This is a genomic window from candidate division TA06 bacterium, assembly GCA_016208585.1.
GTDB lineage: Bacteria > Edwardsbacteria > AC1 > AC1 > EtOH8 > UBA5202.
In genome coordinates, this window is record JACQXR010000019.1 from 1 (window position 1) to 25,290 (window position 25,290).

Sequence of the window (25,290 nt, forward strand, 5' to 3'; positions counted from 1 at the left end):
GTCTTCCAATCGTTTGATCTTCTTCATACCGGAAGTTTACCATATTTTTACCGGGGTTGCTATCAAAGAACTCGTTTACTGCCAACTACTTCAGCTCGCCACCAAGTTCGATTTTACCCACACTCATTGGAGAAGAGCCACTAAAATAATTACTTTGCCACCAAGACACACAAAAACACACGGTTTTAATATTTTAAGAATTCTTGATCTCATGATTCATGTCTGCCGTTAAATGTTCATGAAAACCGCCGTCATCATACCCGCCTATAACGCCGATGCCACACTGAAATTGCTTTTGGCCCGACTGCTGGAATTTGCGCCAAAGCATGATATAATTGTGATTGACGACGGTTCCAGCGATGGAACGCCTACGTGCCTAAACACACTACAGCGTTCAAGCACGGCGGAGGCCGCCAAATTGTCGGGGGTGGAGCTTATAATCCATCCACATAACAAGGGCAAGGGCGCGGCCTTAAAAAGCGGATTCAAACTGGCCCTACAGAAGGGCTACGAGGCTGTAATTACCATCGACGCCGACGGACAACACGACCCGAAGTACATTCCAGCCCTGGCGGATATTTTGGACACTGGACATTATGACATTGTGGTAGGTTCCCGCAGAAACGAGTTCAGTAGAATGTCGTTTGCCCGTTTTCTGAGTAACAGCATAACTACTACTGTTGTCTCGATTCTGGCCGGAACGAAGATAGCTGACAGCCAGTCCGGCTATCGCATCATCAGGTCAGCAGTTCTGAAAAGTGTGAAACTGAAGACCTCGCGCTACCAGATGGAATCAGAACTTCTGATCAAGGCTGCCCGGCAGGGGTTCAGGATTGGGTCTCTTGAAATAAAAAACATTCCCGGAAATACCAGCCATATAAGCCATCTCAAGGATACACTCAGATTTATCAGAATGGCCCTGCAAACCCTTTGGGCTTAATAAATAAACTTTAATTGAGAAATCCCCAGAGACTTTGCCTTTTAATGGGTGTGTCTCTGCGTCTCTGTGGCGAAAGTTCATGAACAAAAAACCGATCATCCTGATCACCAACGACGACGGCATCAACGCCGAGGGCATCAAGCGCCTGCGCCGGGCCCTGGACAAGCTGGGCGCCACCTATGTCTTCGCCCCCATGTCCGAGAAGAGCGGGGCCAGCCATTCCTTTTCCCTGCGCAAACCGCTGGAAGTGGAATGGCGCGACCGCCGCACCGCCGCAGTGGACGGAACGCCCACCGACTGCGTGATGCTGGCGGTGCGGGGCCTTTTAAAAGTAAAACCCAACCTGGTGGTCTCGGGCATCAACCACGGGCCAAATCTGGGCGACGACGTCACCTATTCCGGCACGGTGGCCGGGGCCATGGAGGGCACCCTGCTGGACATCCCGTCCATCGCGGTCTCCTGCGTCTCCTGGAGCAAATGCGATCTCCGGGCTGCGGCCTTTTATGCCCGCCGGGTGGCGGAGGTGGTCCTCAAAAAAGGTTTGTCCAAGAACACTTTGCTGAATGTCAACGTCCCCAGCCTGCCGCTGGCCAAGATCAAAGGACTAAAAGTGACCCGGCTGGGCAAGAGGATTTACCGCGACCTGATCGTGGAACACAAGCGCCCCGGGGGAAAGAAATATTTCATGATCGACGGGCTGGACCCGGACTGGAAAAAAGAACCGGGCACCGATTTTGAGGCCATCGAACAGCAGATGGTCTCCGTTACTCCGTTTCATCTGGACTGGACCAACCACGGCGAGCTTTCCCGGCTGAAGAAGTGGGAGAAACTGTTCAAATGAACTACGAACAGTCCCGCCAAAAAATGGTGGAGATCCAGATGGCCGGGCGGGGCATCAATGACCCCCGGGTGATCGCCGCCTTGAAAAAGGTCCCCCGCCACCTGTTCGTGGAACATGCCCTGCAGGCCCGGGCCTACGACGACAACGCCCTGCCCATCGGCGAAGGGCAGACCATCTCCCAGCCCTACATCGTGGCCCTGATGAGCCAGGCCCTGGAGCTGAAGGGGGCCGAGAAGGTGCTGGAGTTGGGAACGGGATCCGGCTACCAGGCGGCGGTACTGGCCGAGCTGACCTTTCAGGTGTTCACCATCGAGCGGATAGACAAGATCGCCCGCAAGGCCCGCAAGGTGATCGACGAGATGAAGTATCACAACATCGCCATAACCACCGGCGACGGCACCCTGGGCTGGCCAAAATTCGCGCCTTACGACCGGATCCTAGTCACGGCCGGGGCCCCGGATATCCCCAAGGCCTGCTGGGAACAGCTGGCCGAAGGCGGGCGGATGGTGATCCCGGTGGGGGACATGAATATCCAAAAGCTCCTGTTGATAGACAAGGTCAACGGCCAGGAAACGAGAAAAGAACTGTGCGGCTGCATGTTCGTGCCCTTGGTGGGAAAATACGGGTGGCAGGCCAATGGCCAGTAAACCGAGAATCGGCGTCATCGGGGTCTCGCAGTGCGGCAAGGCCTTGGGCGAAATGGCGCACCAGACCGGGAAACTGATAGCCCAAGGCGGCGGCGTTCTGGTCTGCGGGGGCATGGGCGGAGTGATGGAAGCGGCCTGCCGGGGCGCCTCCGAGGCCGGCGGTCTCACGGTTGGCATACTTCCCGGGTCCACGGCCCGCGACGCCAACCGTTTCGTGGACGTCCCCATAATCACCGGGATGGGTTACACCCGGAACTCGCTGGTGGTGCAGTCTTCGCAGGTCATCATCGCCATCGGCGGCCGGTACGGCACGCTTTCGGAAATCGCCTTTGCCATCCAGTACCAGATCCCGTTGATCGGCTTAAATACCTGGAAGATCCGGGCGGCCATCAAGCATGTCAAGACCCCGGAGGAAGCGGTGAAGCTGGCGTTTAGGATGGTGGGGCAGTGAAAAATAGGGGAACCGAACGGGACGCAGATTTGCGCGGATACTCGCAGATTGGATTTAATAATTTGTTCTAATGACATTTAAACTTACACCAGGTTGTGCTCGATAATGAACAAAAAAGTGATATTCCATATCTCCGGCAGGGTGCAGGGCGTAGGCTACCGGTATTTTGTGCTCCACCGGGCCCAAAGCCTGGAACTTGCCGGATATGTCCGCAACCTAAGGGACGGCCGGGTGGAGGTGGTGGCCGAAGGCGACGAGCAGGACCTTAAAACGCTTATAGACGAATTGCAACAGGGTCCGTCTGGAGCGGTGGTTAGCCAAGTTAAAACGAAATGGCAAGAATCCAACCGGGATTTTACCGCCTTTGAAGTCAAATTTTAATATTGTCTAACATCTTGGTAAAACTACTGTTGTCGTATTTATTTTAAGTAGGGGTTAAACTATTTTAAGCTTTTCAGTGGTCTAATATTAACCTGAATCCGTGAGTTCGTTATGTGTAAAATAACTGAAGAACCGCGTTTTTACTAGCTGTAGCAAAAGAAATACAATAAATTATTCATCACCTGCAAGGTGAGCGTAATAAAGTCGCATTTGTTTCTGTAAATGTAGAAATGACAGTGCTTTTGAAAGAATGCCCTTATTTGAACTCACGGATTCAGGATTAATTGTAAACAGGAGTCCTCAAAATGGCCGTTAACCTTAAAAAACACATCCGGGAGGTGCCGGATTTTCCCAAGCCGGGGATCAATTTCAAGGACATCACCACTTTGCTGCGCGACAAAAAGGCTTTCAAGGACGCGGTGGACCAGCTTTATCTTCAGGCCAAAAAACTCAAGATCGACGCCATCGCGGTGATAGAATCCCGGGGCTTTCCTTTCGGTTCGGCCCTGGCCTACAAAATGGGAGTCGGGGTGATCCTGGTTCGCAAGCCCAATAAACTGCCGGCCAAGACCGTCAAGCAGACCTACGCGCTGGAATACGGCGCCGACTCGCTGGAGATACATGCCGATGCGGTCAAAAAAGGCCAGAAAGTGCTGATAGTGGACGATCTTTTGGCCACCGGGGGAACAGCGCTGGCCGTGGCCAAATTAGTGGAGAAGCTGGGCGGTCAGGTGGCGGGCCTGGCGTTTGTGGTGGAGCTGGACTTTTTAAAGGGCAAGGACAAACTCAAAAAGTATAAAGTAATCTCGCTGGTTCATTACGATGCCGAATGACAAAGTCAAAATATCAGTTTTTATTTTGTTACTGGGCCTGTTGTTCCTTCCGGCCAGGGCCTTCGCTCAAAGCCCGGATAAGGAAGCTATAGATTCGCTGGCCGCGTACTATCAGGAATACTTCATGCAGCTGATGGAGGAGTGGCGGATGGAGAAGATGGTGGAGTTCGCCCGGCAGTGGAACGTCAACATGGCGGGAGGGTGGGAGCTCGGCCTGAACCGGGCCTTTTGGGAGGAGCGCTTTTCCCTGAGCCTGTCGCTGGGGCTTTCCACGGCCCGGCAGTCCCAGGTGTTGATCATGGAATATCGGATCAATCCAAGCCTGCTGTTAAAAGGGGAAGTATCCCGCCAGCTGTTCAAAAGCGACGCCTGGCTGGACCTAATATTCAAGGCAGAATATTAAGCAGGGTACCAACCACTGAAGCACGGAATGACCGAAAACACTGGAATTTTAATTATCCCAGAACAACACTTTGTCTATGGTGCTTTAAACCAACTACAAGTCATTGATACAATTATCCTAAATCAAAAATAAATCTTTTCGGTTACTAATTTCTGCTATATTTGTATCCCCATAACAACGTGATCCATTGCATTTTCGTTATTCCTTATTTCCGTGATTCCGTGGTAAAGCCACTGGTTTCCTTAAATCTCATTCCTAATTGTCAGGATTACTGTAATGAAGCATTTTAAACTAACCCTTTGGTCCCTGGCGGTTCTGCTAATTTTCACTCCCTCCGTGATGCAGGCTCAGGACGGCTATTTCGGCAAGAACAAGGTAAACTACAAGAATTTCAAGTGGCAAAAGATAGCCACCAAGAATTTTGACATTTACTTTTACCAGGGACAGAACACTTTGGCCGCCATCGCCGATCAGATCGCCGAAACGGCAGGCCAAAAGCTCTCCAGCGATTTCTCCCACAAACTCAACGGCAGGATCCCGGTGCTGGTCTATTCTTCCCACAACGATTTCGAGCAGACCAACATCACTCAGGAAATATTGGAGGAGTCAGTGGGGGGTTTTACCACCCAGTTCAAGAATCGGGTGGTGGTGCCGTATACCGGTTCCTACGCGGATTTTGAGCATGTGCTGACCCACGAGCTGGTCCATGCCTACATGTTTGACCTGTTTTTCGGTGGGGGGATGGAATCGGTGCTTTCCGGCCAGAACTTCAATCAGGTGCCGCTGTGGTTCATCGAGGGCCTGGCCGAATACGAATCGCGGGGCTGGGACCCGGAATCCGAGATGATCCTGAAAGACCTGGCCATCAACCAGCGGCTGATTCCCATCAATGAACTGGATAACTACGGCGGCAGCTACCTGGTTTACAAAGAGGGCCAGGCGGTACTGAGATATATCGCCGGACATTACGGCCAGGTCAAGGTGGGCGAGCTGCTGCATCTGGTGCGGGCCAACCGCAATGTGGACAAGGCCTGCCGGATGGCACTGGGCCAGGGAGTGGAAAAACTTTCCGAGGATTGGATAAAATCGGTCAAAAAAGAATACTGGCCGTACTTGGCCTCAAAAAAGGAAGCGTCCGACATCGGGAAACAACTGACCGAACACGACAAGAACGAATCCTACTTCAACCTCAGCCCGGTCCTGTCCCCCCGGGGCGATAAGATCGCCTACATCTCCGATCAGGGTGGCTATTCCGGGATCTACATTATATCCAGCATCGACGGCCGCCGGATCAGCCACCTGGTCAAGGGCGAAAAGAACTCGCTGTTCGAAGCCATGCACCTGGCCTGGTTCCGGGGCGGGCTGTCCTGGTCGCCGGAAGGGAACCGGCTGGTGTTTGCCGCCAAATCCACCACCGGCGACAGGCTCTATATAGTCGCCGCCAATAACGGGAAACTGATAAAAAAATACAAATTCGATCTGGATGGCATCTATTATCCCTCCTGGTCGCCCACCGACGAGAGGATAGTATTTAGCGGGCTCAAGAACGGGCACGCCGACCTTTATCTGCTTAACAATTTCAACGGCCAGATCAGCAGGATCACCAACGATATCTATGATGACCGGGAGCCTGCCTGGGCCCCTGACGGATCGGCCCTGGTCTTTGCCTCGGATCGCCCGCTCCCGGGTGATGCCGCCACCGTCGCCGACAGCCTGCTCTTTGGGCGCTACCGGCTGTTCACCATAAACCCCGCCGGCGAATCCCTGGCCTGTTACACACCTGATGAGCTTTATGCCATCAGCCCCAGTTGGGGAAAGTCAGGCATGATATATAATTCATACCAGCAGGGAGTGGCCAATATACTCTATCGGGCTGGCCCCGACAGCGCATCGGTCCCCTTGACCGACGTTTTGACCGGATGCCTGCAGCCCCGCTGGTCGGTTGAGGGCGATAAGATAGTTTTTATCGGATATCACCAGACCGGATGGAACATCTACGCCATAAAAAATCCCTTGGAAAAAATCCCGACCAAGAAGGCAGCCGCTTCTGATTCCATAAAAACTGGCGACGACCTGTGGCAGTATCCCAAAACCTTCGGTCTGGCGTCAAGCGACACCTTGGTTAATCCGGAAATCGCCCGATCCAAATTCTCCCTGGATATGGCCCGGGGCACCGTGGGCTACAATACACTGAGCGGGCTGGGGGGGCAGGCCCAGATTCTGGTCACCGATATACTCGGCAGCCATTTATTTTACTGGCAGTCCGATCTGATGGTCAATTTCGAATATTCCGATTACCAGCTGACCTATTATTATCTGCCCCGGCGTTTTGATTACGGCATCAGCTATTATCAGTATCATAATTATTATCTGGCCCCCAACGATGATATCGTGATTGAAAAAGTAAACGGTGTCCAGGGAATAGTGTCCTACCCTTTGAACCGTTATCAGCGCTTCGATTTGATGGCCAGCTGGAACCATTATAAGCAGGCCTATTATTACTATTCCTATCCCGAGGCCAGCATGGATGTGGTGGTGCCGGGCCTAAGTTTTGTCAATGACAATACCCTCTGGGGCTACATGGGACCCATCAGCGGGCAGAGGACCATGTTGGTGGCGGAGAGCAGCCAGAAAGCCTTAGGCAGCGACCTAAGCTTCAATACCGGATATGCCGACATCCGAAATTACTGGAGGATCTCCCGGCGCTACCAGATCGCTCTCAGACTGCTGGGCGGGATTTCCCACGGTCCGGACGCCCAGCGGTTCTATCTGGGCGGGCCCAATACCCTGCACGGCTATAATTACGACCGGTTCTACGGCACCAAAACAGCCCTGGCCAATCTTGAGATGCGCTTTCCGTTAATCGACCGGCTGGAGATGGCATTTCCTCCGCTGGCATTCTGTGGGATCCGGGGCGCTTTTTTCTTTGACATCGGCGGAGCCTGGGACAATACCGGTTCCTTTAAACCATTGGAAAAGAATGACCGGGCACTGATCAAGCTGGAAGACCTTAAGGCCGCCATCGGGACCGGGGGCCGGATTAACCTGTATCCCTTCCTGATCCGGGTGGACGTGGCCTGGCCCACAGACCTTTCTTCCATCGGAAAAAACCCGGCGGTCTCATTTACCCTGGGCAGCGAGTTCTGATCAAGATGCTTAAGATCATTGCCGGAGAATACCGGGGCCGGATTTTGAAAACCCCGGCGGGGAAACAGGTCCGGCCGTCCAGCGGCCTCTTAAGGGGCGTGATATTCAACGTATTGGGCGATATGGTGGCCGGCAAAAAAGTGCTGGATATTTATGCCGGCAGCGGGGTTTTGGGAATAGAAGCTTTGTCCCGGGGGGCGGCCGAAGTTACCTTGGTGGAGGCCGATCATAAAACGTCCGATCTCATTAGTCAGAACATGGAAATGCTAAAGATCCAAAAAAGGGCGAAGGTAATCCGCCATGACGCCCTGGATTTCATCTCTTCTTCCGGCGGGCAATTTGACATCGTGTTGGCCGATCCGCCTTATCAAGCCAACATTTCCTTGCAGATACTGGATCTGGCCTGGAAGCATGGCCTGCTTGCTCCCGATGGGATCTTAGTGCTACAGCATCACCGGGCCGAAAGTATTGTATCCGAAGCTCAGGGACTGGTTTTGTGGAAATGCAAGAAACATGGCAAGAGCAGCGTGGAGTTCTATACAGTGAACAATGAACAGTGAACAATGAACAGTGAACAATGAACAATGAACAGTGAACAGTGAACAATGAACAATGAACAGTGAACAATGAACAATGAACAGTGAACAATGAACAGGGAACAATCAACGGATACTGTCTACTGAATAGTGGATACCTAATAATAGTTTCATATCCCAATACTTTTTTGGAGGGCAGCCAGTGCTAAAGACCGCCATCTATCCCGGCACATTTGATCCGGTCACCAACGGGCATATCGACCTGATGGAGCGGGCCCTGAAGATATTCGACCGGCTGATAGTGGCCGTGGCCGTGAACGACCGCAAGACTCTGCTGTTCACTTTGGAAGAAAGGGTGGAGCTGCTGAAAAAATGCGCTCCCCGGTCGGCCAAACTTAATATCACCAGTTTCGACGGCTTGTTAGTGGATTTCGCCCGGAGCCAGAAGGCCACCGCCCTGGTGCGGGGTTTGCGGGCGGTGTCGGATTTCGAATACGAGTTCCAGATGGCTTTAATGAACCGCAAACTTGACAAGAACATCGAAACCATTTACCTGATGCCCTCGGAACAGTATACCTGTCTCAATTCCGGACTGGTCAAGGAGGTGGCCAGGATGGGCGGGAGGCTGGACGGTCTGTTGCCGGCCCTGGTGTCCAAGATGCTTAAACGAAAATATCAGAACTTAAAAGAACGAAAATTAATTTAATGCCCATAGTCGATCTGGCGGAAATCAAGATTGCGGCCGGCAACGGGGGAAACGGAGCCGTAAGCTTTTACCGCGAAAAATACATACCCAAGGGCGGACCCGACGGCGGCGACGGGGGGCGGGGCGGTTCGGTGGTATTCACGGTGGATCCAAATCTGGTGACCCTGCGCGATTTCCGTTACCGCCATTTCTTTAAGGCCGGGCATGGCCAGAACGGAATGTACCGGAAAATGTCCGGCAAAGCCGGACCGGACTGCGTGATCCCGGTTCCTCCCGGCACCTTGATCTACGACGCCGAAAGCGGGGAACAGCTGGCCGACCTAATAATTCCACATTCCTCGGTGACTGCGGCCAGTGGCGGCAAAGGCGGCAAGGGCAATTTTCATTTTGCCACTTCCACCAACCAGACGCCCCGGGTGGCCGAGAAGGGCGAGATCGGAGAGACCCGGTCCCTGCGCCTGGAGCTTAAGATGCTGGCCGACGTGGGGCTGGTGGGCTTTCCCAACGCCGGAAAGTCAACCCTGCTGTCAAAGCTGACCCAGGCCCATCCCAAGATCGCCGATTATCCCTTCACCACCCTGCTGCCCAACCTGGGCGCCATGCATCTGGACGAGCACTCCGCCTGCACCATTGCCGACCTGCCGGGCCTGATAGAAGGAGCCCATCAGGGCAAGGGGCTGGGCACCCAGTTCCTGCGGCACATCGAGCGGACCCAGGTGCTGGTGTTCGTAATCGACTCTTCCGCCGAAAATGCAAAGCAGGAACTGAAGGTGCTGAAGAACGAGATGATATCCTATAACCCGGGCCTAACCCGTAAACCCCAATTGGTGGTGTACAATAAGATCGACCTGTTGAAGAAAAAACCCAAAGATGCGGGCGTATATGTGTCGGCCTTGAACGGGGATGGTTTGGATGAATTGCGGAGGAAGATAGCCAGCCTGTATCTCAAGGCAAAAAAGAAAAATGAACGATCCCAGGATTACCGAAGCGGTGGAGCTGTTAAAATCCCGCGAGCTTAAAAAACGAATGGCGGCATTGGACCTGGCCCAGAAACTGGAGGGACGCGAGGCCCTGGCCTTGTTGCTGAAAGCTCTGCACGATCAAAGCTGGACCTTAAGGGATTATGCCATTCCCAAGATCATTTCCAAGGGGCCCCAGGCCATCGCTCCAATCCTGAGGCACCTGATCTCAGGCGTCTGGTTTACCCGGGCGGCTTTGGCCCAGGCGCTTCAGACAACCGGCGATCACCGGGCGGCGGTCCCCCTATTCCTTCTTCTGGATGACAGTAATAAAAGCGTGGCGGGGGAGGCCCAAAAAGCATTAAAGGCCATAATGGCCAGAGCCGATCCCGAAAAACTGGCTGACCAGGCGGTGAATCTGGCAATATCCCGGCGGGAGGAATTTCTCAGATATCTGAGAAAAGAATACCATAACCAGCCACAAAAACTTTCCCGGATACAGGACCCGCCGCCTTTGAATTCCGATGGCGCAGAAGATGATCCCAAGATAGATCCCGGCGCCAGCCTGCAGCAATTGCGCCAAGCCGTCAAAACCGCCCTTAAGCAAAGCAGTGATGTTGTTGAATATGATGAATTCTGATGAATTGTGGTGGTGGCTTAAGCTCAAAGGCGTCCCCGGAGTGGGGCCGATCCGGTACCGTCTGCTTTTAAATGAATTCGGCAGCCCCCGTAATGCATTTGCCCTGAGCCAAAAGGAATTATGCCGGGCCGAAGGGGTTGATGAAGTGACCGCCTCAGCCATTATCCGTTCCAAAAATGACAACAGTTTTGCCGACTCCCAGTTGGAACTGGCTAAAAAGCATGGGGCAAGCGTCATCACCGCCAACGACCCTGAATTCCCGGAAAACCTGAATAATTTCAGCGATGCCCCAACCCTGCTGTACGTTAGGGGCAGTTTTCAGCCGCAGGACCGGAAAGCAGTGGCCATAGTGGGTTCGCGCGATCCCAGCCCTTACGGCCGCAACGTGGCCGGCAATCTGGCGCTGGAACTGGGAAAGGCCGGCCTGACCATCGTTAGTGGGATGGCTAGGGGCATAGACACTTCGGCCCACCTGGGGGCCCTGGCCGCTCCGGCCCGCACCATCGCGGTGCTGGGCTGCGGAGTGGACATAGCCTATCCTTTTGAGAATGTCAAACTTCGCGACCGGATCGCAGCCCAGGGCGCGGTGATCTCCGAATATCCTTTAGGCACTGAGCCTCTGGCCGGGCATTTTCCCAGCCGCAACCGGATCATCACCGGGCTTTCTCTGGGATTGGTGGCGGTGGAAGCCCGCGCCGACAGCGGGGTTTTTTCCAGCGTGCGCTGGGCGGCCGACCAGGGCCGGGACGTGTTTGCGGTGCCGGGCCCGGTCAATTCGGCCACCAGCCAGGGCACCAACCAGCTGATAAAGCAGGGGGCAAAACTGGTCAGCAGTGCCCGGGATATTCTGGAAGAACTGAACCTGGAACAAAAAATATCAAAAAAGGTCCAGGAACTGAAGAAAACTCCAACTGCTCCAGCCCCAAAACTGGACGAGGCCGAGGAGAACCTTTATAATACCCTGACTCCCGAACCCCTGCACATAGACAGCCTGGCCGATATCGCCAATCTAAAAAGCCCGGAGCTTATAAAAGCGCTTTTATCTTTGGAACTGAAGGGCCTGGTAAAGCAACTGCCGGGCAAGATGTTCATCAGAACTTAATATTTTCCCCCGACTGAAATTAAGCAAAATATAAGCAAAAAATACATACGCAAAAAATACACTTGACAAAAGGAGTGATATTATGGTATATTTATAAACATGCCGCGCATAAAAGTTTTATACTTTTGGCTGGCTTGCATATTTAACAATAATAATAAGGCCTTTGCCCACAGTTTGGCAACTATGGGCGGGGGCTTTTTGCGTTTGGGCTTATTCTGGTAAAATGTATGGCGCCGGATAATAATTAAGAAAGTAATTACGGCGATGGTCTACGATGGTCTATGCGCGATAGCTTGGACAAATGGACGCTACCTGACCGTTTGGACGGAGATACGTCCAATGCCGAAGGGTTTCCTTCAATTTGTTATGACTGTTCATTTAATAAGGTACATGCTTCTTGGTCACATTTAGGCTGGATTGAATACAGCTATGATACTATTAATGTATCTGGAATCCAAAATGAAATAGCACCGACTATAATAACAAGCCCGCCGTTATTGATTATATAAATCAGTCCATAATAGTATAGACCTTAGTTTGGATATGGTATAATTGCGGTCATGAAGAAGAGGGCAGATAGCCGCAAATTGAGCCATGAGGTTCTGACGGAGCTGTGAAAGCGCGCCGTTGCCCAGGTGCAGTAAGGGGAGAACCCGGAAGCCGTAATTAGAGTCATGGGATTCTGCCGGGCTTGCATTTATAACTGGTTGGCGATGTATCGGGCCGGGGGCTTTCGATGCGCTGGGTGCCCGGAAGCGCGGAGGTCTGCCGCCGCAAGTTGTCGGGAAAAGCCATCGCATGGGTGTCCCAAGCGGTGACCGGAGGCGACCCGCGACAGTATAAGTTTCCGTTTGCCCTGTGGACGCGAGAAGCGGTGGCGGTTCTGATCCATCGTCGCTACGGGGTGAAGTTGAGCCGCAATTTGGTGGGACGGTTGTTGGCTCAGATGGGCATCACGCCCCAGAAGCCGCTGGGGCGAGCCTATCAGCAGGATCCTGTCCGGGTGCGGAAGTGGCTTGAAGAAGCGTATCCGGCCATTGAGCGAGAGGCTAAGTAAGATCAAGGCCGTCATCTGGTTCGGAGACCAAGCCGGCCTGCGAAGCGACTACCATGTGGGGACAACCTGGGGCCTCAAGGGGAAAACGCCGGTGGTCAAGAACACCGGGGCCAGGTATCGCCTGAACATGATCAGCGTGGTGAATCGGCTGGGCAAGATGCGCTTCATGATCGAAACCGGCCGCATGAATGCCGAGACGCTTTGCCAGTTCTTGGATCGGTTGATGGTGGGCAGCCAACGGCCGGTATTCCTGATTCTGGATGGCCATCCGATGCACAAGTCGGGGCGAGTGTCCGCCACGGTTCGGAGCTATCAGGGGCGGCTGCGACTGTTCACCTTGCCGCCATACAGCCTGGAGTTGAACCCGGACCAAGGCGTCTGGCGGGAGGTAAAGTCTCACCGGGTGGGACGGGCTGGCGTTTTCAGTTTGGATGACCTGAAATTGAAAGCTGTGGCGGCCTTGCGGCATTTGGCGAAACGCCCTGATAAAATCCGCGCCCTGTTTCACTCGGCAACCACCTCTTATGCTGCCTGATAGTGTCTATACTATTATGGACTGGCTAATAAAAATCTAAGTTAAAGGAGTTTTTATGAAAAAACTACTATTGGCATCATTGCTGGTATTCATCTCTGTCTTTGCCCTGGCCGGCGATAAGCCCCACGGCATCGTTAACCTTAAAACCGTTGACGTGATAATCGACGGTAAGGTTACCGAGGGCGAGTATCCAACCCACTTCACCGACTCCTACACCGGCATTGGGGTCAACTGGGTCTCGGACGGCAAGCTGCTGTACGTGGCACTGGAAAGCCCGCACCAAGGCTGGGCTGCCATTTCCTTCGGTGAACAGAAGATCCGGGGCAGTTCCATGATCATCGCCTACCACGATCCTTCGGGCCGCCGGGTGGACGAACACGTGGGCAGCTGGGTCTCCACCCACAAGGCCATCGAAAAACCAAAATTAGTGGACTTTAAGACCGCTAAGACCAACTCCGGGATGATAGTGGAATTCTCCATGCCTTTAAGCCTTTCCAACGGTCAGGCCATAGTCCCGGGACAGCCGATGCCCTTCATGCTGGCCTACCATAAGAGCAAGACCTCGTTCAAGGGCCGTCCCAGCCGCAAGTCGGCCGGGATGCTGATCCTGGGCAAACCGGAGCAGGAGGGGCAAGGCGAGCAGGCAGCCCCGGCCGATACCACGAAAAAGTAAAGAATGGTTACTGGAAATAAAACCCCGGACTTTGTTTGCAAAGTCCGGGGTTTTATTTGGGGAGAAGTGGTTACAATATCTTTAAAACGGCGCAAACCGGTTGGCTTCCCAGTAGGCGCTCTGCAAAAACTGCTGCTGCTTCACCAATGTCTCAAGGTGCTGTTCCTCCCAGCGGATCAGGGCATTGAAAAGGCGCTTGATCCTCAGCTCCTTGGCCTGGCGGCGGTAGGTCTTGTAGCTCTCGATGGAATTCTGCTCCAGCAAAATTCCGATGGAAATGGCCGACATCTCATAGTGCTTGTCGCCGACGCGTTCCCGGAACTCGGAACTGAAGATGGGGCTTTCCTGGGCCGGGTCCACCTTGGATTTTATCCGGGGCGGCTTCAGCTTTAAGCTTCCCTGTTTCTGGTGATCGGCGAACATGGCCTCCAGGGTCTTGTGGTGCCCCAGTTCGTCCTCGGCCAGTTGGCCGAACATCTGCCGGGCTTTGGGGTCCTCGGTGCGCTGGGCCGCAGTGGTATAGTGGTGATAACCGTCGTTCTCAAACTGCATGGCCTCCACCAGCGAGCGGGAAAAATCATCCATGACAATTTCTCCTTTTTTATCTTGATTGCTGTTTGTTATTCGTTCGATTCCAAGGTGAATTCCTGGATCCCAAACCAAAAGCCCAGGTCCTTGATGTGGTCCAGTTCGGCCTGGATCAGGTTGTAATGGGCTTCTTCCATTTCGGCCAGCCGGGCGTATATGGCCTGAGCGTTCTTATCCTCCGCCTTCTGGCCTTCGCGCTTGTAAAAGTTGACGGCCTTGCGCTCCATCTCCAGGGCCAGGTTCAGGGCCGAAAGATCGTCAGGGCTGCCCTGACCGGCCGGGGCCAGGTCTTTGGGCGAGGCCAAATGGGGGAGGATCTCCTCGATGTCCGACGGCTGGAATTTGGCTTTGACCCATTTCTGGCCAGCCATCAGGTTGTCCAGTTCTTTTTCCAGAATATTCAGATGTCCAAATTCATCCTGGCAGAGCCGCAGGAACATGTCCTTACCCGAAACATTCTTGGTCTGGCGGGCGAATTTGAAATATGTTTCCAGGGCGCTTTTTTCCGACTGGATGGCCTTCTGCAGGGCGTCCCGGCCGGCATCTGCCGGTTTGACTGGTTTGACAGGCTTGGTCTGCTTTTTCATAGAAGTATTCTCAGATATTATATGCTGGGGAACTTTGACAGGAGTGCCTTCGCTGAAGCTAGTGCCTCCGCTAAAGCTATGGCACACGCTTGCGTGCCAAAACAGCCACTATTAATAGCTACTACAGCGTGCAGGCACGTGGAGGCCCAATATAAAAGCGTAAGCGGATGGCACTTGAATAAGGTATACAGGTATGCCTAAGCGAATTTACAGGATTATTTTAAGACCATCTTGTAAAATCATGTTATTACTCGGAGCATATATTAGTGGACATTCCCGATTCTATCAATCCAATATTATTTGCGTATTTCGGGTATTTTGATGAAAAAAAGTCTACTATTGGTTCGGCTTACTTCGGCAAGCTCAGTACAAGTCACTCACCACAAGTATCCGCTCTGAGTAGTAATTCTGTCTATCCGGTAAAGGATGGAATATTTTTAATATTACCCCAAAATCCGGCCGTTTGCAAGCGGAGAGTCAATAAATATCCGCTTATTTCTTCTGTTCTTTGGACCAGCTGTCCTTTAATCCCACGGTGCGGTTGAAGACCAGTTTGTCTTTGGTGGAATTCCTTGAATCCACGCAAAAATACCCCTGGCGTAGGAACTGGTATTTTTCTCCGGGCTTAGCCTCCTTCAACCCCGGCTCCAGTTTGCAGTCCTTGAGCACGGTCAGCGAGTTGAGATTGACCGGGCTTTCAGGCGTAGGGGCGGGGTCGCTGAACAGCTGCTGGTACAAACGCACTTCGCCGGATACCGCATGGGCGGCGCTGACCCAGTGCAGGGTGCTTTTCACCTTGCGGCCGTCGGGGGAGTCGCCGCCCTTGGTCTGGGGGTCGTAGCTGCAGCGCAGTTCCACCATGTTCCCGGCGCCGTCCTTCACTGCTTCCCGGCAGGTGATGTAGTAGGCGTGTTTCAACCTGACCTCCTGGCCGGGGGAAAGCCGGAAAAAGCCCTTGGGCGGGTTATCGGAAAAATCCTCCTGCTCGATGTACAGCTCACGGCCGAAGGGAACCTGGCGCTTGCCGGCCGCGGGGTCTTCCGGATTGTTGTCGCATTCAATCATTTCACTTTGGCCCGCCGGATAATTCTCGATGACCACCTTGAGGGGTTTCAGCGCCGCCATCACCCGGGGCGCAGTTCTGTTCAGCTCCTCGCGGATGTAGTGCTCCAGCAGGGCGTAGTCCACCAGGCTGTCGCGCTTGGCCACCCCGATTCGCTCGCAGAAATTCTTGATGGCTTGCGGGGTATAGCCGCGCCGGCGCAATCCGGCGATGGTCGGCAGCCGGGGGTCGTCAAAGCCGTCCACCAGACCCTGCTTGACCAGTTCCACCAGCTTGCGCTTGCTCATCACGGTGTGGTTCATGTTCAGCCGGGCGAATTCTATCTGGCGGGGATGGTAGATCCCCAGCTGGTCCAAAAACCAGTCGTAGAGCGGGCGATGGTCCTCATACTCCAGCGAACAGAGCGAATGGGTGATGCCCTCGATGGAATCCTCCAGGCAATGGGCCCAGTCGTACATGGGATAGATTTGCCATTTGTCGCCCTGGCGGTGATGCTCCTTATTCAATATCCGGTACATCACCGGGTCGCGCATGTTCAAATTCGGGTGGGCCATGTCTATCTTGGCCCTCAATGTCCTGGACCCGTCGGGGAACTCGCCCTGGCGCATTCTTTGGAACAGGTCCAGGTTCTCCTCCACGCTGCGGTCCCGGCCGGGGCTGTTCTTGCCGGGCCCGGAAAGAGTGCCGCGGTGCCAGGTCACTTCTTCGGCGCTCAAGTCGCAGACATAGGCCTTGCCTTTTTTGATCAGATCCACGGCCCACTGGTACATCTGCTCGAAATAGTCCGAGGCAAAGAACAACCGGTCGCCGAAGTCGGCCCCGATCCATTTGACGTCTTCTATTATGGCGTCCACGAACTCCTGTTCCTCCTTGGCCGGGTTGGTGTCGTCGAAGCGCAGGTTGAACAGGCCGCCGAATTCTTGGGCGATGCCGTAGTCTATCCAGATGGCCTTGGCGTGGCCGATGTGGAGGTAGGCGTTGGGCTCCGGGGGAAAGCGGGTGTGGACCCTGGCGAAGCGGCCGCTTTTCAGGTCCTCGGCCACGGCCTCCCGGATGAAGTTGGTGGCGGCCGCGCCTTCGATGGGGGTCTTGGTGTTTTCTGTGTTATTCATATGCGTTCTTTTCTGCCACAAAGGCACTAAGCCTGCCCTGAGCCGAGTCAAAGGGACACAAACACGATTTACAATTCACGATTTGGCTTGGTGCTTGGTGTCTTGGCGGTTAATTTTTGATTTAAGATAATTTTTCTATTCCAATATTTATCCGTTTAAGCGTTTCCTCTTTTCCCAGTATCTCCGCCAGCTCGGTGGCCCCGCCGGGAGGAACCTTGCGGCCGGAGAGGGCTAGGCGCAAAGGGGGTCATTTCATCAAGGCGGTCATCCGGGTTGGGAGCAGTTTCTTAAGCCCGGGGCGGGTCTCAACCAGCCGCATGATGTCGGCCAGGTCTTTCTGCCGCTTGCTGGGACGGCGGGTCACATCGGCGTAAGCCCACAGCTTACCCTGAAGCACATCCTCAATCCGGGCTACTTTCATGGCATAGCCCAGCACCCGGCGGCTTGCGGCCCGGGCCAGAAAGGGCTGGTACCGGCTGCCGGTCTGCAGTTGGATGCGGAGCTGGGAGCCGGGCGGGGAGAGGTTTACGCTGTGCTCAAAGCGTTGGACCTTAAGCCTCCGGAGGCGGGCCGCCGCTACCAGCGAATCAATCTTGTCTGCCGCCACGATCAGGTCAAGGTCCAGGCTGACCACGGGCTCGGCATAGGCGTTGACCGCCAGTCCGCCCACCACGCAATACCGGGCGTCAGTCTGCTTAAGCAGGGCCAGCAGCATGCCGACTACGTCGACGCCGGCGCCGGCTATCAATTGATAGAATTTTTTATGGGTCATGGGTCAATCTCCAACAAGCAGCTAGGGGCGGGGCGTTTCCAGTTTATCCAGGCCGGTATTGATCCGCGCCAAGGTCTCCTTCTTTCCCAGTATCTCCGCCAGCTCGGTGGCGCCGCCCGGGGTGACCTCGCGGCCGGAGAGGGCTATGCGCAGCGGTGTGAGAAAAGTATTGGCCTTGAGGCCCCGGGACTCGATCACCAGGTACAGCGCCTGTTTGATGGTCTCATGATCCCAGCTTCCCAGCTTCTCTAACTCTGCCTGGCAGGTTTTCAGGTATTCCAGCGAATTGACCAGGTCGGTCTTGGCTTTCTTATTCATAAACAGGCTCTGGTCGTAAGCTGGCAGGGCGTCGATGAAGTCCACCCGGGCCGGGATACCGGACAGCACCACGGTGCGCTGCTGCATCAGCCCGGCCAGCTTGTGCAGGTCCACTCCCGGCCGCTTGACGGCCTGCTTAAGCCAGGGAAGGGCCGCTTCATAAAATGCTTCGGGAGATATTTTTCTGATATACTCGCCGTTCATCCATTTCAGTTTCTCGACGTCAAAAATAGCCGGCGACTTGGACAGCCCGGAAATATTGAAGGCCTGTTCCATCTCTTGCAAACTGAAGAACTCGCGATCGTCTTTTGAATTCCAGCCCAGCAGCAGGATGTAGTTCAGGATGGCGTCCTTTAAAAAGCCTTTGCCCACCAGCTCCTCAAACGAGGGGTCGCCGTGCCGCTTGGAGAACTTGCGGGAATGGTCCTTCATGATCAGCGGCAGGTGCAGGTATTCCGGGATCTCCCAGCCGAAAGCCTGATAGATCAGATTGTACTTGGGGGCCGAGGACAGGTATTCCGAGCCGCGTATTACATGGGATATTTTCATCAGGTAGTCGTCCACCACATTGGCAAAATTGTAGGTGGGCAGGCCATCCGATTTCAGCAGGATGCCGTCTTCCAATTGCTCATTGGCATAAGTGTATTCGCCGTAAACCAGGTCGCGCACCGTGGTGGCGCCGCTTTCGGGGACGCGCTGCCGCACCACGTGGAGTTCTCCGGCTTTGGCCCTGTCCATTGATGCCTGTTTATCCAGCGACAGGCAGTGCCGGTCATACCGGAAAATTTCCTTTTTGGCTTCGCATCGCTGCCGCAGCCCGTCCAGCCGTCCTTTGGCGCAGAAACAGTAATAAGCCCCGCCCAGTTCCACTAACTTTTCGGCGTGTTGCCGGTAAATATCCCTGCGCTGGCTCTGAATATAGGGGCCGTAGGGACCGCCGACATCCGGGCCTTCGTCGTGCTGCAGGCCGCACAGCCTAAGGGTCTGGTAGATGGTCTCCACCGAGCCGGGCGCCAGGCGCTCCTGATCGGTGTCCTCGATCCTTAAAATGAAAGTTCCTTTAAGGCTGCGGGCGATCAAATAGGCGTAAAGAGCGGTGCGCAGATTGCCGATGTGCATGTAGCCGGTGGGGCTGGGGGCGAAGCGGGTTCGGACGGTGGTCATTTGATTATGGATGTTGGATAATGGGGGTTAATGTTATCCGTTGAATCCGTATAAATCAGCGGAATCCGGTTGGTAATGATACCAAAAATGCCGGGTAAAGTCAAAGGTAAATGGCGACCAAATGGCGACAATTCGGGCGACAATTATAATGGTTTATTGATATTTTATGAATTCATGCCAGAAAACCCACAAGCTCTGCTGGTGGGATGAATGGCATCCTTGAAAAGCAGGGGTTATTAGGGGACGGCGAGTCCCCTAATAATCGGTTGCCGTCAGACCTTTTCAATGATACAATCATTAGGAAAGGAGCAACTGACGATGAGCGTACAAAAACGACGTGTTGACCCAGCTATGGCGGGCCGCTTTGGAGCAGGCCGGGTTGTTCGGATCCGGACCCAACAGGCCGACCGACTTTGTCCTGATCAACACCTGCACCGTTACCTCGGCGGCGGACCAGCAGGCTAGGCAGACTATCCGTAAAATAAAAAAACAAAACCAGAAAACGAAAATAGTAGTCGCCGGTTGTTATGGGCAGATCAATGAAAAAGCCTTGAAAAACCTTCCCCAGGCGGATCTGGTGGTTGGAAGATGCAACCAAGACAGTGTCTCACTGGTGTGTCGTGAATTTGGGCTCACCGGGGAAAGTATCCCTGAAAGCATAAAGTCATTTTCCGGGCGCACCCGGGCCTTCCTCAAGGTTCAGGACGGCTGCGACCACCGCTGCAGCTACTGCATCGTGCCCTTGGCCCGGGGCAAATCCTGCAGCCGGGAGCTTTCAAGCATAATGGTCGAGGCCGGCCGTCTGGTTGGTTCCGGGCATAAGGAATTAGTGATCACCGGGGTAAGGCTGGGCGATTTCAAGCCCTCGTTAAGGGTGCTGCTAAAATCGATCCACGACCTCCCTGGACTGGAAAGGATCCGTCTGAGCTCGCTGGAACCCGACGATGCCAGCGACGACCTGATCGAGACATTGGCAGAATTGCCCAAGGTGGCCCGGCACCTTCATCTGCCCCTACAGAGCGGCGATAATAAGATACTTAAGCTGATGGATCGCCTTTATACCGTGGAATACTTCTCATCTTTACTGTCCAAAATCAAAAAAGCCATCCCCGAAATGACCTTCGGCACTGACATCATCGTGGGCTTTCCCGGGGAGGGCGAACAGGAGTTCGGCCAAAGCTATAACGCCGTAAAGGATCTTCCCCTCAGCCATCTGCATATCTTTACCTATTCCAAGCGCCCGCAGACCAAGGCCGCCGAAATGCCTAGACAGATCCCGGAGGGCATAAAAAAAGAGCGATCCCAAAGGCTGCGTGCCATGTTCGTCCAAAAGCAGCAGCGATACTGGGGATCGCAGGCCGGGCAAACCACCGCCGTCCTGTTCGAGCAGGGTAAAAAAGGACGTTGGTCCGGCCTGGGCGAGCACTACTTCCGGGTTACGGTAAGCTCCGGCCTAGACCTCAAAAATAAAATGATGCCGATCAAGCTGACCACAGTCAATGAACAGGGTCTGGATGGCCAGCTGGCGGACTGAAATAACTATTTAGAGTTTATCCTTAAATAGTTCTTCCTGAAAAACCCGCTAAACACTCGAAAAAGCGCGAAATGTTGAATTCAGAATATTACTTTAACATATTTTGTGATCAATAGGTTATGGATTTTCTGAGTTTTCGTGTTTTTCGCGTTTTTCGCGGGAAAAGGGCGATACGGTGAATGAGCGTGACGCAGTCTGGCGGTTTTGCAGCCGTTTATGCCCAAATTGTTATTTGAGGATAAGCTCTTAACCACAGAAGCATGCCCTGAGCTGCGCCGAAGGGGCACAGAAGACGCAAAAAATATTTACTCATCTTACCACGAAGCTGTAAAGCGGACTAAGAGCCTATACTTCTTGCCATAAAACAGGCTCTGAGTTACTAATCAGAGCATGTATTAGTAGACTGAGACAAAGGCCGTGCCTGCACGCCGTAGTTGTTTCCTCCTACGCCAAGGCTCTGGCGGACACGTCGGCACGCAGGCGTGAACGGCCTAAGACTGAGGAACAATATTTGCTTTTAACCCAGCCCTTCCGCCTTCGCTATGGCTTCCTCCTTCGCTTACGCTACGGCGGACAGGTCGGCGGACAGGTAAGGGCTGGGTTAAGGATGCCCATTGAAGATAAGCAAGGCCATTCATGGCCTTATGTCTACTATTGGTTCGGCTTACTTTGGCAAGCTCAGTACAAGTCGCTCACCACAAGTATCTGCTCCCATTAGTAATAAGAGGGGGCACAGAGGACACCTATTATTTTTGCTGAACTAAAAACTAGTTTAAAAAACCTATTTTGTGCATTCTGTGGTCAATCAGGGGAATGCGTAATCGAATAGATGCCTAAGCAATTTTACATAGAGACCTACGGCTGCCAGATGAATGTTTACGACTCGGCCTGCATCTCATCGCTTCTAAGCAAAGCCGGAATGACCAAAGCAGGGTCCCCCGAACAGGCTGATGCAGTGATCATCAACAGCTGTGCGGTGCGGGGCCACGCCGAGGAACGGGCGCTGGGCCGGGTGGCCGAGCTCAAAGGGATTAAAAGCCAGAAGCCCGGCCTTAAATTGGTGCTGTGCGGATGCGTGGCCCAGGAACAGGGTCCGGCCCTGCTGGAACACTATAAGCATCTGGATGCGGCGCTTGGCACCAAGAGCTATGCCGAACTGCCGGCGATCCTGACCCGTCTGTTCGCCGATGACCTGCAGCAGTGCCGGAACGATATCGGCATATTCACGGAAGAGACCGGGTTGATCCCCGATTTCAAGAACCAGGCAACCGCCCATTTAGCAATCATGCGGGGCTGCAACAACTACTGCAGTTACTGCATCGTCCCCTATGTGCGGGGGCCGGAATCCTCCCGCCCGGCGCCCGCCATACTGGAGGAGATGGAAAAGTTGTCCCGGCAGGGGATCCTGGAGGTCACCCTGGTGGGGCAGAACGTCAATTCCTATCACTGGCAAGAAGTGAACTTCCCGGAATTGTTGCACCAAGCCTGCCGGGTAGGGGGCCTGGAAAGGATCAGATTCATCACCTCGCATCCCAAGGACCTCAGCGATGATCTCATCGCCGTGATGGCGGAACAGCCCAGGGTCTGCAAGCACCTGCACCTTCCCCTGCAGGCCGGCAGTGACCGGATACTGGCCCTGATGAACCGGGGGTATACGGCGGAGCATTTCATTTCGCTCATTACCAAAGCACGGCAGGCCATGCCTGGCCTGGTGCTGACCACCGACATCATCGCCGGTTTTCCGGGAGAGACAGAGGGTGAGTTCAACGAAACGTTAGAAGTAGCCCAAAAGATCGGGTTTGACGCGGCTTTTACCTACAAGTACTCGGAACGCCCGGGAACAAAAGCCTGTGGGCTGGAGGGCAAAATACCCGATCCCGAAAAAAAGAACCGGCTGAACCGGCTCATCAAACGGCAACAGCAAATCACCATAGAATCTAACCGGGCCGATATCGGCAAAACATACGAAGTCCTGGTGGAAAAGAAAAGCAAGCGGTCCCACGGACAGTTTATGGGCCGGACCAACGGCAACAAAACCGTGGCCTTCCATTCAAAGTCCAAAATCAAACCGGGCGAGATGGTCAATGTAAAAATACAAAAAGCCACCCAGGCCACGCTGGTAGGCGAAACGGTTTAAAAGATGAAAATTTAGCTTGACAAAATTCGGGGGGGGGTATACTATTGCATATATGAGTTCATTGTAAAAAGGTAGTGATTGATGCCTTCACTGAAAAGCGGCTTTCATACTTGACCGTAGCGCGATTATTTTATGCAACGGATACATTTGGTGGCCTAAAAATCGTAAATGGGGCTTTTTACAGTGGACTCAGATATAGTTCATTATAAGGTTTTCGCAATAATTTAGGTGAAAGGCGCCAAAATGAGGATCAATGCTTTAATGTTTTCTTATTATGTGGCATTGTCCTGTTTGGTTGCAGCAAAAGCGATGATCCAACTGAAACAGCGGCCCCGTCAACCACTACATTCAGTTATTACCAATATCCGTGCAGTCAAAAAACCTCTACAAAGGCTGACAGTTTCCGTTTTGCCATCTATGTGCAGGAGAGTGATATTATTATATGGCATTATAATGTCGGCGCAGCTTGTTGCGATACTATAAGGGGTGAGTTTAAACAGGCTGGTGAGACTTTGAAAGTTTACGAAAAGTATGATGGAATAGTGTGCTATTGCTGGTGCCAATTTACTTTGAGCTATTAGGATCGATCATCTTGAGACTGGCAATTATTTTTTAAAGATATTTGAGGAAACCGACTCACTTTTATTGCACGAAAGCACCATCGTCATGCCTTGAGTATTTAACTTGCAATCCCTGTGGTCTCTGCCACAGGGACACCGATGAGAAAAGGGAAAGTTTGAAAACCGTAGGTTTTCATAGTATCCTTATAAACTTCGGTGTCCGTGGTGATTGGACGGGGGTTGATTGATCTATTAGAGTTGTTGCTATATAAAACAAAACACGGCTTAACTATTTTTCAATGCCTTATATGATTTAGATTGGAATACGCATAACCTTATAATTGTCAAAGCGTTATGAATATCATTTGCTTATCACGCAACAACTTTATTGATTCAAAGGCCGCTTTCTTTTTGCCTTGCAAAAATAAAAAAATCTGTTATAATTACTCAACTTCAGTAAAACTGAAGCTGAGTAATTCACAAGCACGAAGCACTAAATCCTAAACAAATTTCAATAACTAAAGTGTCCAATTCCCCAAAAAAGTTTTAGGTCTATAAGCTTATGCTTGTCCATTAATGGCAGGATTCCGCCAACAACTGTGATTTAGGGTTTTGAAATTAGCATCTAGGTTTATTAGTGTGGGGCTGTAGCTCAATTGGTAGAGCGCCTGCTTTGCAAGCAGGAAGTAGTCGGTTCGAATCCGATCAGCTCCACCAGACTACGATCAGGAGGGTAATTTACTGCCAGCTTCGTCTGGCGGGCCAGCCTTACTCCGATTTAGCAATATGGTCTGCCAGCTTCCGCCTACGCTTAGTTGCGGCGGACGGGTCATCCTATACGAAGTTAACCACCACCGACCCACGGAATACCAAAAAACCTAAAAATAATTATTACATAAAGACATTCATAAATTCGTGTTTCCGTGCCTGCACAGTAGCGTCCGGTTGTTTTTACAAGAAAATTGTAGAATGCAGATGGGGCAATGGTCTTAGAGGTTTCATCATGTAATCGATTTGAATTCAGGCTCAAAAATCACCCATTGATTCGCAAGGACTTATACCACGAAAACCGGACAGTAGTGGTGCCTGCACGCCTGCCTATGCCATAACTACGCCTGGCATAAAAGCACGGCTTCGTGCAGGCAGGCTGTAGCGTTATGGCGCGCAAGCGTGGTAAAAGGAAAATGGTGTTAATCCTGTCTATCCTTGGTAAAGGCTCAATTCACTGACCCGCCCCGGCCGATCACGGCCGGGTTTTTTGTTGCCCCCAGAATTTGTCACCCCTTAAAACTAAAATACAGCCAATCAACGATCACCAGTATTACAAGTAAAAGGGGGAGGTATCAAAAATGTTCAGAAGAACTGCAACCGTGATGTTCTTGATTCTGGCCGTGGGAACCTGCGCGGTCCAGGCAAAAAAACCGGGCCCGGCAAAAAACTGTCATCCCTCAAATGTAAACTTCAAATGGGTCTTCTCCAATGAGTGTGGGTGATTTTAGGTGATTTTGGGCTACTTACAGGGGAGGAAGCGTGCAGGTCAGTACCTTCAACCGTAAGTATTCCTCGTCTCTCAAACCATACGCCCTGCGCTGAATAACCCTGAT

Annotated in this window: 21 protein-coding genes, 1 tRNA gene and 1 pseudogene; 18 read left to right on the top strand and 5 right to left on the bottom strand. The window is 52.9% G+C overall.

Annotated elements, in window-relative coordinates; translation table 11 throughout:
• Positions 1-232 precede the first annotated feature (232 nt).
• From HY768_01690 to HY768_01760, 15 genes and pseudogenes are all read left to right on the top strand, one after another.
• Positions 233-940: a glycosyltransferase family 2 protein gene (locus HY768_01690; GenBank protein MBI4725935.1), complete on the top strand. Its 708-nt coding sequence runs from the start codon at positions 233-235 to the stop codon at positions 938-940.
• 79 nt (positions 941-1,019) lie between these two features.
• The gene (surE, locus tag HY768_01695; protein ID MBI4725936.1) at positions 1,020-1,781 is read left to right on the top strand and encodes a 5'/3'-nucleotidase SurE; all 762 of its coding nucleotides are present in this window, start codon (positions 1,020-1,022) and stop codon (positions 1,779-1,781) included.
• Positions 1,778-2,428, top strand: coding sequence for a protein-L-isoaspartate(D-aspartate) O-methyltransferase (locus tag HY768_01700; protein MBI4725937.1), 651 nt, complete (start codon positions 1,778-1,780; stop codon positions 2,426-2,428). Before surE ends, HY768_01700 begins: the two co-directional genes overlap by 4 nt.
• The gene (locus HY768_01705; protein MBI4725938.1) at positions 2,418-2,879 is read left to right on the top strand and encodes a TIGR00725 family protein; all 462 of its coding nucleotides are present in this window, start codon (positions 2,418-2,420) and stop codon (positions 2,877-2,879) included. Before HY768_01700 ends, HY768_01705 begins: the two co-directional genes overlap by 11 nt.
• 105 nt (positions 2,880-2,984) lie before the next feature.
• Positions 2,985-3,260: an acylphosphatase gene (locus HY768_01710; GenBank protein MBI4725939.1), complete on the top strand. Its 276-nt coding sequence runs from the start codon at positions 2,985-2,987 to the stop codon at positions 3,258-3,260.
• Between the two features lie 305 nt (positions 3,261-3,565).
• Complete coding sequence (locus HY768_01715) at positions 3,566-4,093, top strand: adenine phosphoribosyltransferase (GenBank protein MBI4725940.1); 528 nt, start codon at positions 3,566-3,568, stop codon at positions 4,091-4,093.
• Positions 4,083-4,496, top strand: a complete 414-nt coding sequence (locus tag HY768_01720) for a hypothetical protein (protein MBI4725941.1) — start codon at positions 4,083-4,085, stop codon at positions 4,494-4,496. Before HY768_01715 ends, HY768_01720 begins: the two co-directional genes overlap by 11 nt.
• A gap of 276 nt (positions 4,497-4,772) precedes the next feature.
• On the top strand, positions 4,773-7,643 hold the full coding sequence (locus HY768_01725) for a PD40 domain-containing protein (protein MBI4725942.1): 2,871 nt from the start codon (positions 4,773-4,775) through the stop codon (positions 7,641-7,643).
• Positions 7,644-7,648: 5 nt separating this feature from the next.
• Positions 7,649-8,203 (top strand): 16S rRNA (guanine(966)-N(2))-methyltransferase RsmD, encoded by a 555-nt coding sequence (rsmD, locus tag HY768_01730; GenBank protein ID MBI4725943.1) that lies wholly within the window; start codon positions 7,649-7,651, stop codon positions 8,201-8,203.
• A gap of 178 nt (positions 8,204-8,381) precedes the next feature.
• Positions 8,382-8,885 (top strand): pantetheine-phosphate adenylyltransferase, encoded by a 504-nt coding sequence (coaD, locus tag HY768_01735; protein MBI4725944.1) that lies wholly within the window; start codon positions 8,382-8,384, stop codon positions 8,883-8,885.
• A pseudogene (obgE, locus tag HY768_01740) lies at positions 8,885-10,484 on the top strand (GTPase ObgE). Before coaD ends, obgE begins: the two are co-directional and overlap by 1 nt.
• Complete coding sequence (gene dprA, locus HY768_01745; GenBank protein MBI4725945.1) at positions 10,471-11,586, top strand: DNA-protecting protein DprA; 1,116 nt, start codon at positions 10,471-10,473, stop codon at positions 11,584-11,586. The pseudogene obgE and the gene dprA overlap by 14 nt, the downstream one beginning before the upstream one ends.
• 745 nt (positions 11,587-12,331) lie before the next feature.
• The gene (locus tag HY768_01750) at positions 12,332-12,643 is read left to right on the top strand and encodes a winged helix-turn-helix domain-containing protein (GenBank protein MBI4725946.1); all 312 of its coding nucleotides are present in this window, start codon (positions 12,332-12,334) and stop codon (positions 12,641-12,643) included.
• Positions 12,624-13,178, top strand: a complete 555-nt coding sequence (locus HY768_01755; protein ID MBI4725947.1) for a transposase — start codon at positions 12,624-12,626, stop codon at positions 13,176-13,178. The genes HY768_01750 and HY768_01755 overlap by 20 nt, the downstream gene beginning before the upstream one ends.
• A 55-nt stretch (positions 13,179-13,233) precedes the next feature.
• Positions 13,234-13,851 (top strand): hypothetical protein, encoded by a 618-nt coding sequence (locus HY768_01760; protein ID MBI4725948.1) that lies wholly within the window; start codon positions 13,234-13,236, stop codon positions 13,849-13,851.
• 81 nt (positions 13,852-13,932) lie between these two features.
• On the opposite strand, the gene HY768_01765 is transcribed toward HY768_01760, so the two are convergent.
• The 5 genes from HY768_01765 to HY768_01785 all read right to left on the bottom strand — a co-directional run bounded on the left by HY768_01765 (position 13,933) and on the right by HY768_01785 (position 19,455).
• The gene (locus tag HY768_01765) at positions 13,933-14,436 is read right to left on the bottom strand and encodes a ferritin family protein (protein MBI4725949.1); all 504 of its coding nucleotides are present in this window, start codon (positions 14,434-14,436) and stop codon (positions 13,933-13,935) included.
• A gap of 35 nt (positions 14,437-14,471) precedes the next feature.
• Positions 14,472-15,026, bottom strand: coding sequence for a ferritin family protein (locus tag HY768_01770; GenBank protein ID MBI4725950.1), 555 nt, complete (start codon positions 15,024-15,026; stop codon positions 14,472-14,474).
• Positions 15,027-15,518: 492 nt separating this feature from the next.
• A complete protein-coding gene (locus HY768_01775) occupies positions 15,519-17,201 on the bottom strand; it encodes a glutamine--tRNA ligase/YqeY domain fusion protein (protein ID MBI4725951.1) in 1,683 nt (560 codons plus the stop codon).
• A 247-nt stretch (positions 17,202-17,448) separates the two neighbouring features.
• Complete coding sequence (locus HY768_01780; protein ID MBI4725952.1) at positions 17,449-17,973, bottom strand: hypothetical protein; 525 nt, start codon at positions 17,971-17,973, stop codon at positions 17,449-17,451.
• Positions 17,974-17,994: 21 nt separating this feature from the next.
• Positions 17,995-19,455 carry a glutamate--tRNA ligase gene (locus HY768_01785; protein MBI4725953.1) on the bottom strand — a complete coding sequence of 487 codons (1,461 nt, stop codon included), beginning with the start codon at positions 19,453-19,455 and terminating at the stop codon, positions 17,995-17,997.
• A 337-nt stretch (positions 19,456-19,792) separates the two neighbouring features.
• On the opposite strand from HY768_01785, the gene mtaB reads away from it, so the two are divergent.
• From mtaB to HY768_01800, 3 genes are all read left to right on the top strand, one after another.
• The gene (mtaB, locus tag HY768_01790) at positions 19,793-20,989 is read left to right on the top strand and encodes a tRNA (N(6)-L-threonylcarbamoyladenosine(37)-C(2))-methylthiotransferase MtaB (GenBank protein MBI4725954.1); all 1,197 of its coding nucleotides are present in this window, start codon (positions 19,793-19,795) and stop codon (positions 20,987-20,989) included.
• A gap of 829 nt (positions 20,990-21,818) precedes the next feature.
• Positions 21,819-23,126, top strand: a complete 1,308-nt coding sequence (gene miaB, locus HY768_01795; GenBank protein ID MBI4725955.1) for a tRNA (N6-isopentenyl adenosine(37)-C2)-methylthiotransferase MiaB — start codon at positions 21,819-21,821, stop codon at positions 23,124-23,126.
• Positions 23,127-24,327: 1,201 nt separating this feature from the next.
• Positions 24,328-24,403: transfer RNA gene (locus tag HY768_01800), tRNA-Ala, on the top strand.
• Positions 24,404-25,290: the final 887 nt, after the last annotated feature.

What these genes read in the sequence shown, in the direction of transcription:
- HY768_01690 (MBI4725935.1), top strand. Translation starts at nt 233, where the DNA reads ATGTTCATGAAAACCGCCGTCATCATACCCGCCTATAACGCCGATGCC.
- HY768_01725 (MBI4725942.1), top strand. Translation starts at nt 4,773, where the DNA reads ATGAAGCATTTTAAACTAACCCTTTGGTCCCTGGCGGTTCTGCTAATT.
- HY768_01785 (MBI4725953.1), bottom strand. Translation starts at nt 19,455, where the DNA reads ATGACCACCGTCCGAACCCGCTTCGCCCCCAGCCCCACCGGCTACATG.
- HY768_01780 (MBI4725952.1), bottom strand. Translation starts at nt 17,973, where the DNA reads ATGACCCATAAAAAATTCTATCAATTGATAGCCGGCGCCGGCGTCGAC.
- HY768_01765 (MBI4725949.1), bottom strand. Translation starts at nt 14,436, where the DNA reads ATGGATGATTTTTCCCGCTCGCTGGTGGAGGCCATGCAGTTTGAGAAC.
- HY768_01760 (MBI4725948.1), top strand. Translation starts at nt 13,234, where the DNA reads ATGAAAAAACTACTATTGGCATCATTGCTGGTATTCATCTCTGTCTTT.
- HY768_01770 (MBI4725950.1), bottom strand. Translation starts at nt 15,026, where the DNA reads ATGAAAAAGCAGACCAAGCCTGTCAAACCAGTCAAACCGGCAGATGCC.
- HY768_01705 (MBI4725938.1), top strand. Translation starts at nt 2,418, where the DNA reads ATGGCCAGTAAACCGAGAATCGGCGTCATCGGGGTCTCGCAGTGCGGC.
- HY768_01720 (MBI4725941.1), top strand. Translation starts at nt 4,083, where the DNA reads ATGCCGAATGACAAAGTCAAAATATCAGTTTTTATTTTGTTACTGGGC.
- miaB (MBI4725955.1), top strand. Translation starts at nt 21,819, where the DNA reads ATGCCTAAGCAATTTTACATAGAGACCTACGGCTGCCAGATGAATGTT.
- HY768_01715 (MBI4725940.1), top strand. Translation starts at nt 3,566, where the DNA reads ATGGCCGTTAACCTTAAAAAACACATCCGGGAGGTGCCGGATTTTCCC.
- HY768_01710 (MBI4725939.1), top strand. Translation starts at nt 2,985, where the DNA reads ATGAACAAAAAAGTGATATTCCATATCTCCGGCAGGGTGCAGGGCGTA.
- rsmD (MBI4725943.1), top strand. Translation starts at nt 7,649, where the DNA reads ATGCTTAAGATCATTGCCGGAGAATACCGGGGCCGGATTTTGAAAACC.
- surE (MBI4725936.1), top strand. Translation starts at nt 1,020, where the DNA reads ATGAACAAAAAACCGATCATCCTGATCACCAACGACGACGGCATCAAC.
- HY768_01700 (MBI4725937.1), top strand. Translation starts at nt 1,778, where the DNA reads ATGAACTACGAACAGTCCCGCCAAAAAATGGTGGAGATCCAGATGGCC.
- HY768_01775 (MBI4725951.1), bottom strand. Translation starts at nt 17,201, where the DNA reads ATGAATAACACAGAAAACACCAAGACCCCCATCGAAGGCGCGGCCGCC.
- dprA (MBI4725945.1), top strand. Translation starts at nt 10,471, where the DNA reads ATGATGAATTCTGATGAATTGTGGTGGTGGCTTAAGCTCAAAGGCGTC.